Annotated in this window: 11 protein-coding genes; 5 read left to right on the top strand and 6 right to left on the bottom strand. The window is 67.6% G+C overall.

From position 1 onward, the window contains the following. Positions 1 to 299: 299 nt before the first annotated feature. From ACFVM3_RS41210 to ACFVM3_RS41190, 5 genes are read right to left on the bottom strand one after another with little or no spacing between them, the layout of a single operon-like run. Positions 300 to 1,622 (bottom strand): NAD(P)/FAD-dependent oxidoreductase, encoded by a 1,323-nt coding sequence (locus tag ACFVM3_RS41210; RefSeq protein ID WP_378445262.1) that lies wholly within the window; start codon positions 1,620 to 1,622, stop codon positions 300 to 302. Continuing rightward, the gene (locus ACFVM3_RS41205) at positions 1,615 to 1,851 is read right to left on the bottom strand and encodes a ferredoxin (RefSeq protein ID WP_378445260.1); all 237 of its coding nucleotides are present in this window, start codon (positions 1,849 to 1,851) and stop codon (positions 1,615 to 1,617) included. Before ACFVM3_RS41205 ends, ACFVM3_RS41210 begins: the two co-directional genes overlap by 8 nt. Before the next feature lie 18 nt (positions 1,852 to 1,869). Then, positions 1,870 to 2,475, bottom strand: coding sequence for a ferric reductase-like transmembrane domain-containing protein (locus ACFVM3_RS41200; protein ID WP_378445258.1), 606 nt, complete (start codon positions 2,473 to 2,475; stop codon positions 1,870 to 1,872). Then, entirely contained in the window at positions 2,468 to 3,235 is a 768-nt protein-coding gene (locus ACFVM3_RS41195) for a DUF4142 domain-containing protein (protein WP_378445256.1), read from the bottom strand. The genes ACFVM3_RS41200 and ACFVM3_RS41195 overlap by 8 nt, the downstream gene beginning before the upstream one ends. Continuing rightward, positions 3,219 to 3,779, bottom strand: coding sequence for a hypothetical protein (locus tag ACFVM3_RS41190; protein WP_378445255.1), 561 nt, complete (start codon positions 3,777 to 3,779; stop codon positions 3,219 to 3,221). The genes ACFVM3_RS41195 and ACFVM3_RS41190 overlap by 17 nt, the downstream gene beginning before the upstream one ends. 224 nt (positions 3,780 to 4,003) lie before the next feature. Here ACFVM3_RS41190 and ACFVM3_RS41185 point away from each other — a divergent pair, with 224 nt between their 5' ends. From ACFVM3_RS41185 to ACFVM3_RS41170, 4 genes are all read left to right on the top strand, one after another. After that, entirely contained in the window at positions 4,004 to 4,555 is a 552-nt protein-coding gene (locus ACFVM3_RS41185) for a sigma-70 family RNA polymerase sigma factor (protein ID WP_034317190.1), read from the top strand. Then, complete coding sequence (locus ACFVM3_RS41180) at positions 4,552 to 5,307, top strand: anti-sigma factor family protein (protein ID WP_378445253.1); 756 nt, start codon at positions 4,552 to 4,554, stop codon at positions 5,305 to 5,307. Before ACFVM3_RS41185 ends, ACFVM3_RS41180 begins: the two co-directional genes overlap by 4 nt. 202 nt (positions 5,308 to 5,509) lie before the next feature. Then, positions 5,510 to 6,589 carry a DUF1996 domain-containing protein gene (locus ACFVM3_RS41175; protein ID WP_378445251.1) on the top strand — a complete coding sequence of 360 codons (1,080 nt, stop codon included), beginning with the start codon at positions 5,510 to 5,512 and terminating at the stop codon, positions 6,587 to 6,589. A gap of 210 nt (positions 6,590 to 6,799) precedes the next feature. Then, the gene (locus ACFVM3_RS41170; protein WP_378445249.1) at positions 6,800 to 7,357 is read left to right on the top strand and encodes a sugar O-acetyltransferase; all 558 of its coding nucleotides are present in this window, start codon (positions 6,800 to 6,802) and stop codon (positions 7,355 to 7,357) included. Here the strand turns inward: ACFVM3_RS41170 and ACFVM3_RS41165 are convergent. Then, positions 7,354 to 7,821, bottom strand: a complete 468-nt coding sequence (locus ACFVM3_RS41165) for an Lrp/AsnC family transcriptional regulator (RefSeq protein ID WP_378445247.1) — start codon at positions 7,819 to 7,821, stop codon at positions 7,354 to 7,356. The genes ACFVM3_RS41170 and ACFVM3_RS41165 overlap by 4 nt on opposite strands. Positions 7,822 to 7,924: 103 nt before the next feature. Between ACFVM3_RS41165 and ACFVM3_RS41160 the strand changes: the two genes are divergently transcribed. Beyond that, entirely contained in the window at positions 7,925 to 8,401 is a 477-nt protein-coding gene (locus ACFVM3_RS41160; protein ID WP_378445245.1) for a DUF2000 domain-containing protein, read from the top strand. Positions 8,402 to 8,481: the final 80 nt, after the last annotated feature.

Here is an 8,481-nt window from a genome sequence, read left to right as displayed (position 1 = left end):
CTATAGCCACCGGTTCGGGCTGTGGGTTGCAGGCCGCGGGGGGGCCAGCCCCCGGGGGAGGGGGCATTGGGTTCTTCCCCTTTTTGTGGGGGGCCTTTCCTGTTGTCCAGGTCGTGGTCGGCCCCCGACCGGAAGCGGGGAGCCAGGAGGGCGGTACCCGGCGGAGCCCGAATCACCGTCGGGCCCGGTACCTCCCGGCGTCCCCAGGGGTGGCGGTGGGTGCGGAGGCCCGGCGACCCACCGCCACCTGAGGGGACCGCGGCCGCCGCGCGCGGCCCCGGTCCGTTCGCGCTCCCGGGTCACCCGGCGGGAACGCGAGCCCAGGGCATCCTTTCCGGAGCGGGAACGGCCTCCGTCGGGGTCTCGGACAGAAAGTCCCGCTCGAACGGCGCCAGGATGTCCTCCCCGATCGGCGTCGCCGCCAACGAAGGGGCGGCAGGCGCGGGGAACACCGGTTCGGGCACCGGCAGCCGCCGGTCGAGTTCGGCGGTCCAGTGGATCATCGCCTTCGGCCGGTCCCAGCCCGCCGCGCCGATCAGCCTGCCGTCGCGGACGAAACCGGTGACCCCGTCGGAGAGTTCGATCGTGTCCTTGCCCAGCGACGGCATCCCCACGGTCTGCAAGCGCGCGTCGTACAGGGACGACCATGCGCGGGGGAGCGGCGTGTACGGCCGTGCGTTGCCCCTCCCCAGCATCAGGCTTTCCGCCGCCGCGCGCCCGGATTCGACGCCGTTCATCCAGTGCTCGACCCGGCGCGGGGTCTCGTCGATCCGCAGGTTCGGCCATTTCGCGACGTCGCCGGCGACCACGACGTCCTCCGCCCCGACGGCGAAGAGGGTCGATTCGCACAGCACGCCGTCGTCGATGGCCAGCTCCGAGCCGCGCAGCCAGTCCACGGCCGGCACGCTGCCGATCGAGAGGACCACGCAGCTGGCCACCAGGAACTGGTTGTTGGTCAGGTGCAGCCCCACCGTCTCCTTGGTGCTGATCCAGTTCCGCACCTCGGTGTTCATCGCCAGCTTCGCGCGATGGTGCTGGTGTTCCTTGGTGAGCGCCGACGCGATCCGCTCCCCGAAGCGGTGCAAAGGCGCCTTCGCGTGACCGATGAGGGTGACGTCCCGGCCCATGTACCGCATCGACGCGGCGAACTCGTTCCCGATCAGGCCGCTGCCGATCACCACGACGGACTTGTTGCTGTTCCCCAAGGCCCGCCGGACGGCCAGCGAGTCCTCCACGGTGCGCAGCACCCGGACCCTGGGGTCGTGGCGCGGCGAGCCGGGGAGATGGCGGGGGTAGACGCCGGTCGCGATGATCAGCCCGTCGTACCAAAGGGATTCGCCACCCGGCAGGTGGACGGTGCGCTCCTTGCTGTCCAGCCAGGTCGCGCGGGTGCCGAGCCGCCAGTGGACGTCCAGGTCGACGTACGGCTCCAAGCTCGCGGCCACCGGTTTCACCCCGCCGGTGATGAGTTCCTTCGACACCATCGGCCGGTGGTACGGCTTTCGCGGCTCGTCGCCGACCAGCACGATCTCGCCGTCGAAACCGAGTTCCCGCAACCGTTCCGCCGAGCGGAGGCCGGCGACGCCCGCGCCGACGATGAGGATCCGATCTCCGTCACTCATCGTCGTACGCCCCTTCTCCCTTGACTCTGATGGCTTGTTTCGGGCAGAGCCGGGCGGCGGAGATGGCCTGGTCCAGCCCGTCCCGGTCGACCATCCGGCGGATGCGGAGCTTGCCGTCCGGCCCGATCCTGAACGTGGACGGCGCCTCCATCTCGCAGAAGCCGAAGATCTCGCACCGCTCGTTGTCGACGCTGACGCGGGTGCCGCGCCGGATGCTTCCGAAGATCATTGTTCGTTCTCCAAGTCGTCAGACCAGTTCTTCGACCAGGCCCAGCCGTTCCAGGTACCGCGTCGGCGTGAACCGCAGCGCGGTCAGCAGCACCGCGGGGACCAGCAGCGTGATCCCGCCGAACCACAGCAGGCCGAGATGCCCGTTGGCCATGGCGCCGAAGAACGCGTGCAGCGCGGTGATCGCGACCGCCGGATAGGCGAGCCGGTGGATCCACAGAAAGCGCCGATAGGAACTGAAGCGGCTGATCCCGCCGGTCAGCGCGACGGCGAGCATGACTTCGAGCCCGATGACGCCGAGTTCGTGCCGCGCCAGGGTGCCCGGCAGGAGCGGGATCGTGACCTGCGCCAGGGTGAAACCGTCGGGCAGGAACAGGAACGACATCGCGTGTACGACGCCGAACGACAGCGTCAGGATGCCGAGCACCATATGCGAGTTGCGCAGGGCCTTCCGCCCGGTCAGCGACTTGATCCAGCCGGTCGCGGTGAGCACGCCCCAGCACAGGGTGAGGCACATGAAGCCGTACGAGATCCGGGCGGAGGTCTGCGCCATGCCCTTGATGCCGGGGTCGGTGTCCGATTTCTGGGTCAGCACGATCACCACCTCGGACCACTGGTCATACATCGATCTCTCCTGGGGCGCTGGGAACCGGATCCGGTTCGGCGGCGGCCGCGCGGTTGCGGGTCCGGGTGTTCTTGGCGCGCAGGGTCCGGACGGCGAAGAACAGTCCGCCGCCGAGCACCACCGCGAGCAGCAGGCCGAGCGCGAGGTCGCCGAAGCCGACGTCCATCGCGGCGTTGGCCGAATTCGACTGCGGCACCGGGGCTTCCGGCATCAGCGACTGGTCGACGACGCCGGTGCTCTCCAGCAGGGTCATATGCCGCAGCACCGCCTGGTTGGCCGTGGTGGCGTAATCGCGGACGACGTCGTTGCGGGTACCGGCCCTGACCTGCGCGATGACGGGGAACAGGATCCCGTGCGCGTACCGGAGCCGGTTGGCGAAGACGCGGTCGAACTCGCTGTCGTCGCGGGCGGCCTTCATCTCGCCGAGCCACGCGGACTGCTGATCCGAGGGTTCGGACGGCAGGGCGATGCCGAACCGGTCGGCGATGGCGTGTGTCGCGGTGTCGAGCCTGCCGTGGTCGATCATCAACGTCCGGCCGACTTCGCGGGTCCGCTTGCTCTTCCCGCGTTCCTGCGCCCACATCCCGGCGGGCATTTCCCACAACCCGGCCAGTTTGACGTTGACGATCAGGTTCTTGTCCGCCGCGGAGAGTTCCTGTGCGTGCGCGTCGCCGACCGGGCCGAACACGCTCACCACGGCCGCGATCAGCAGGACGAGCAGCGGGCGGACAGGTCTGGGGAGGTCAGATGCCGAGGTCATCGGCCTGCCAGGTGTCTGCGGTGAGCAGCACTTTCGTGCCGTCCGGCTTGGCGGGGAACCACGCGTCGTCGACGCCCTGCCCGCCGGTGTTGCCGGGCATCGCGTCGGCGGCGTTGCGGTAGAGCGGCCAGCCGGCGAGTGTGACCTGCTCGGTGCCGTCGTCCCTGGTCACGCTGCCGACCAGGGCACGATCGAGCCCGGTGACCACGAGGTCGCCGCCGGCCTTGGCGGGAATCCAGGTCCGGGAACAGGTTTCGGTGCAATTCGACTTGGGCGGATTCACCGCGTCCTTGTCGTAGCGGTAAAGGGTGAAACCGTTGGTGTCGGTGACGATCGGCCCGAGGTCGAACAGGATCGCCGCCGTGACACCGGGAACGGGCTCGGCCGCGGGGTCGGGCATCCCGGGGATCTGCGCCGCTCCGGCGGCCGGAGCCGCGCCCGGAGAGCCGTTCGGTCCCGCGGTACCGGTGGTACAGGCCGCGGTCAGCGCGACCGCGGCCAAGGTGAGCGTCAGAGGTATGACCGAGCGTGACACGGGGTTCACGGAAATCCTCCTGTCGGGGCAGAGGAGAACGCCATCACCGCGGGGAGATGGTGTGCAGGCAGGTTCAATTCCACTGTGGACAGTCATGATCCACAGTGGATTCGGTGGTGCGGGGGACAGCGCCGGGTCGGGGTCTTCGGTAGTGGATACGGTCACGAGCGGGAAACGGTTCAAAAAACTTTCGTGCTGGACTTATCGCCCCCTGGCCCACAAAGATGTGCCGCGTGGGACGCCACTCTCGGATACTGCAGCCAATCGTCGATCATGAACCCGCGTCGAACGGGCATGACGACCTCATCAGGGCGTTGTACCAGGAGTTCGGATCCAGCCTGATGGCGTTCGTGCTGAAGCTGACCGGCCACGATCGCCAGTGGGCCGAGGACGTGGTCCAGGAGACGCTCATCAAGGCGTGGCGCAACGCCGGCAAACTCGACCGGCAGCCGGAAATGCTGCGCGCCTGGCTGTTCACCGTGGCCAGGCGCATCGTCATCGACGGCTGGCGGAGCCGGAGCGCCCGCCCTCAAGAGGTGGAGGAACTGGAGTCGGATTCGATCGGAGTGCCGGACGAATCGGAGAAGACGCTCGCGGCCATGATCGTTTACGAGGCCCTGCGCAATCTTTCCCCGGAACAACGCGAGGCCGTTCAGCAGACCTATCTCCGTGACCGCACCGTGAACGAGGTCGCGGCGACGCTCGGGGTCCCGCCGGGTACGGTGAAATCGCGGATCCACCACGCTGTGCGCGCGTTGCGCAGGGCGCTGCAGGAGCGGGGGTGAGCGAGGTGCCCGGAGCCGTCCACACGGACATCGCCGCCTACGTCCTCGGCGTCCTCGGCGAGGAGGACCACGCCAGGTTCGAAGCGCATCTTCTGGAGTGTCCCGAGTGTCAGGTCGAGCTGGTGGAGATGTACCACCTGCCCGATATTCTCGACATGGTCAAGAAGAGCTGGCCGGATCCGCCCGTCAAGGGCCCTGGCCCGCGGGTGCTGCGGATGCTGCTCGCGGACGCGGCCAAGGCGGGCCGTCGCCGCAAGGTCATCCGGCTCGCGACGGCCGCCGCCGTGCTCGTGCTCGTCGTCGGCGGACCGCTCACCGTCCTTTCGCTCACCGACCGTGAGCCGGTCATAACGCAAGCCGCGCCCACCGTTGTCACCTCGGTGGTGCCGCCTCCGTCGTCGTCGCGGGAACGCGAGACGGGCCCGGACGGCGGCGCCGCCCCGTTCGGCTGGTCCGAGGCGGGCAACGCGGTCGCCGCCGAGGTCACGGTGCAGGAGAAGGAGTGGGGCAGCGCTGTCGAACTCGAGCTGCGCGGCCTCGTCGGCCCGATGACCTGCCAGCTTTTCGCCTACTCTCACGGCGGAGAGGCCTACGTCGTCAACAACTGGAGCGTGCCCGCCAAGGGATACGGCGTGCCCGGTTCCCCGGCTCCGCTCGTCATCACCGGTTCGACGGCGTTGCGGAAAGCCGACATCGAACGCTTCGAAGTCCACAAGCGGGACGGCGCCGTACTGGCCATCGTGCGCCGGTAGTCTTATAACGGAAAGATAACGGCCGGATCGCGTTTTGAACCGGTCTTCGGCTGGGCCCGTATTCCCCAGTAGCCGGATCTGAATCGGCGGGCGAACAGAAGGGTTCGCCACGAATGCGGTAATCGGCGTATTCGACAAATGCGTGGCTCATGCCCGGGCGCGAGTGATCGGCGTGCCCGGAAAAGAATGAGGTGAGCAGCTAATGGCACGAAATCAAGGGCGCCATCGGATCGCCCGCAGGACCAAGATCGCGACCGCGTTGCTGGGCTTGTCGATCGCGGTCGGTGGTCTGGTGGTGTCCACCACGACCGGCGACCCCGAACGCGCCGCCGCGGACGAGGTGGACAGGTCGCAGTTCGTGGACATCACCCAGGTCCGGCCGAACGTCGACAAACCGGAGCCGGGCCGGAACGCCTCCACCGGCTCGTTCACCGTCGACTGCGGCCGGAACGAGAACGGGCATTTCAATCCCGACAACTTCATCGCGCAGCCGGGTGTCCGCAACGGCGCCCAGCATCTGCACGATTACGTCGGAAACCTTTCCACGAACGCGGATTCGGACAACGACAGCCTGCTGGGCGCCGGCACCACCTGTCGCAACGGCGACGAGTCGACGTATTTCTGGCCGGTGGTGCGGATCGACACCACGGAGGAAGCCGAAGAGCGGCGGCAGGGTGACCGGAACCGGCAGAACCAGCAGGAGGAGGCTCAGCTGGACGAACCGAACGCGGACAACGAACTCGCCGGCAACGACGGGGAGATCCAGCGCCCCGCGGTCGTCGACATCACCTTCAAGGGCAACGCCAGGGAGAAGGTGAAGGAGATGCCGAAATTCCTCCGGATCCTTTACGGTGACGCGAAGGTCTCCACGAACGGTCCTGCCAACGCGCGCGAGAGCTGGACCTGCACCGGCTTCGAAAACCGGCTCATCAAGCAGTACCCGATCTGCCCCGAGGGCAGCGACGTCAAGCGGGTGCACACCTTCCCGAGCTGCCTCGACGGCGACAACATCGACAGCGAAAACCACCGGGACCACATCAAGTATCCCGACGAGAACGGCGAATGCGCGAACGGCCTGACCGCCGTCCCGGAGCTCACCATCTCGCTGACCTACGAGATCCCGAGGCGGATCCAGGTCGCCGGACAGTACAAAGTGGACTCTTTCCCCGAGGAGGATCACAACCCCTTCTCCGACCACGACGATTTCGCGAACGTGATGTCCGACCGGATCATGGACCGCCTCGTCGATTGCGTCAACGAAGGCCGTCAGTGCCGCGAATGACGCCCTGAAGCGGAAGCAGGAAACTGCGAAGAGAAAGGAAGATACCCCGGCCCGGCGGGTCCCCCCTACACCTCACCCATCCGCCGGGCCGGCCCTACCTGGAAACCGATCGACACAACTGAAGAACGCTCCGCAAGCATTCACCTCGTCCTGCCGGCGGCTTCCACTGGGAACGCTCGCCGGCAGGACGCTTTTCGGTAGGTTGGCGGCATGGGTGAGCACAAGGACCGCATGCTGCGCGGCGAGCTGTACCGGGACAACGACCCCGAACTGGTCGCGGACCGCAGGCGCGCGCAGGCACTCGTCGACCGCTTCAACGGCACGGGCGCCGAGGAGACCGGCGAGCGGGACGCGATTCTGCGCGAACTGCTGGGAAAGCTCGGCGAGGGCTCCTGGATCATGCCGCGGTTCCAATGCGACTACGGCTATCTGATCGAGATCGGCGCCAACAGCTTCCTCAACTACGACGCCATCCTGCTCGACTGCGCGCCGATCAGGATCGGCTCGGACTGCTCGATCGGCCCGCGCTGTCAGCTGCTGACCGCCCTGCATCCGATGGAGGACCACGAACTGCGGCGGCAGCGCTGGGAGTCGGCCGCGCCGATCACCATCGGGGACAACGCCTGGTTCGGCGGTGGCGTCATCGTGTGCGCCGGGGTCACCATCGGCGACGACGTGGTGGTGGGCGCGGGCAGTGTCGTCACTCGTGACCTGCCGTCGAAGGTGTTCGCGGCGGGCAACCCGGCCCGTGTCATCCGAGAGCTTTAGCGGTCCACCGGCGTGATCTTGGTGCGCCTGCTGTGCTCGAAGACCATCGAGGTGCGCACGTCGGCCACTTCGGGGCGTTCGGTCAGCTTGTCGATCACGAAGGCGTAGAGGGCGTCGTTGTCGGGGACCGCCACATGCAGGATGAAGTCCTCGGTCCCGGTGGTCACGTAGAGCCCGACGAGATCGGGCAGCGCGTTGACCCAGTTCCGGAAGCCTTCGATGTTGCGCCGCGATGGCGGGCGCACGCGTACCGCGATGAGCGCCTGCACCCCGCGGCCGATCGACGGCAAATCCACGTCCAGCAGCGCGCCGCGGATCACGCCGCGTTCCCGCAGCCCGCGGGTGCGGTCCAGCGCGGTGGTCGGTGAAACGCCCACCGCGGCGGCCACTTCGCGGTTGGTCTTCCGTGCGTCCGACTGCAATTGCGCCAGGATCGCCTTATCAAGTTCGTCGAGTCGCGCCATCTCGGCCCTCCTGCCGTATTAAGTACGAACACGGTGGACTGTACTCGTATGTCCTCTTAGCTTGGCCTTGTTCATCCGTTGAAGTGAACAGGAGATCAGCTGAATGTCCGAGCACGGTACGGCGATCGGATTCGCCCCCGAGGAGATCGACTTCACCGCGTCCACGCGGTCGGCCCGGTTGAAGTGGGTGATCGTGGTCAACAGCGAACTGCCGCCCGGCCGCGCGGTCAACGCGGCGGTCTGCACCGCCGTCGCCACCGCTCAGGCGGTCACCGGGCTCCTGGGGGACGAAGCGGTCGACGCGAACGGCGAGCACTATTCGGGCCTGCCGTGGACCGGCTGCTCGGTGCTGGCGGCCGACGCCGGGCAACTCCGGGCCATCCGGGCCAAGGCCGCGGCGTCGCCGGGCTGTCACGTCGCCGACATGCCCGCCGTCGCCCAGCAGATCCGGGTCTACGCCGATTTCCTCGCGACGATGAAGGAGATTCCGACCGAGGAGATGGACTTCTGCGCGATCGGCATCGTCGGCCCGCGCAACCGGATCGACAAACTGGTCGGGAAACTGCCGCTGATGGCCTGAACGGGTGCACGGACGACTCGCGGCGGAGGGCCAGGGTTGCGAAAGCCACTTTCGCAACGTTGAAGGTTGCGAAAGTGGCT

It is taken from the genome of Amycolatopsis sp. NPDC057786, from assembly GCF_042797905.1.
In the GTDB taxonomy this organism is placed as follows: domain Bacteria; phylum Actinomycetota; class Actinomycetes; order Mycobacteriales; family Pseudonocardiaceae; genus Amycolatopsis.
This window is presented reverse-complemented; position numbering and strand designations above follow the sequence as displayed.

Bases quoted from the DNA above. Each gene is read 5' to 3' on its own strand.
- ACFVM3_RS41210 (WP_378445262.1), bottom strand. From the start codon at position 1,622: ATGAGTGACGGAGATCGGATCCTCATCGTCGGCGCGGGCGTCGCCGGC.
- ACFVM3_RS41205 (WP_378445260.1), bottom strand. From the start codon at position 1,851: ATGATCTTCGGAAGCATCCGGCGCGGCACCCGCGTCAGCGTCGACAAC.
- ACFVM3_RS41200 (WP_378445258.1), bottom strand. From the start codon at position 2,475: ATGTATGACCAGTGGTCCGAGGTGGTGATCGTGCTGACCCAGAAATCG.
- ACFVM3_RS41195 (WP_378445256.1), bottom strand. From the start codon at position 3,235: ATGACCTCGGCATCTGACCTCCCCAGACCTGTCCGCCCGCTGCTCGTC.
- ACFVM3_RS41175 (WP_378445251.1), top strand. From the start codon at position 5,510: ATGGCACGAAATCAAGGGCGCCATCGGATCGCCCGCAGGACCAAGATC.
- ACFVM3_RS41170 (WP_378445249.1), top strand. From the start codon at position 6,800: ATGGGTGAGCACAAGGACCGCATGCTGCGCGGCGAGCTGTACCGGGAC.
- ACFVM3_RS41165 (WP_378445247.1), bottom strand. From the start codon at position 7,821: ATGGCGCGACTCGACGAACTTGATAAGGCGATCCTGGCGCAATTGCAG.
- ACFVM3_RS41160 (WP_378445245.1), top strand. From the start codon at position 7,925: ATGTCCGAGCACGGTACGGCGATCGGATTCGCCCCCGAGGAGATCGAC.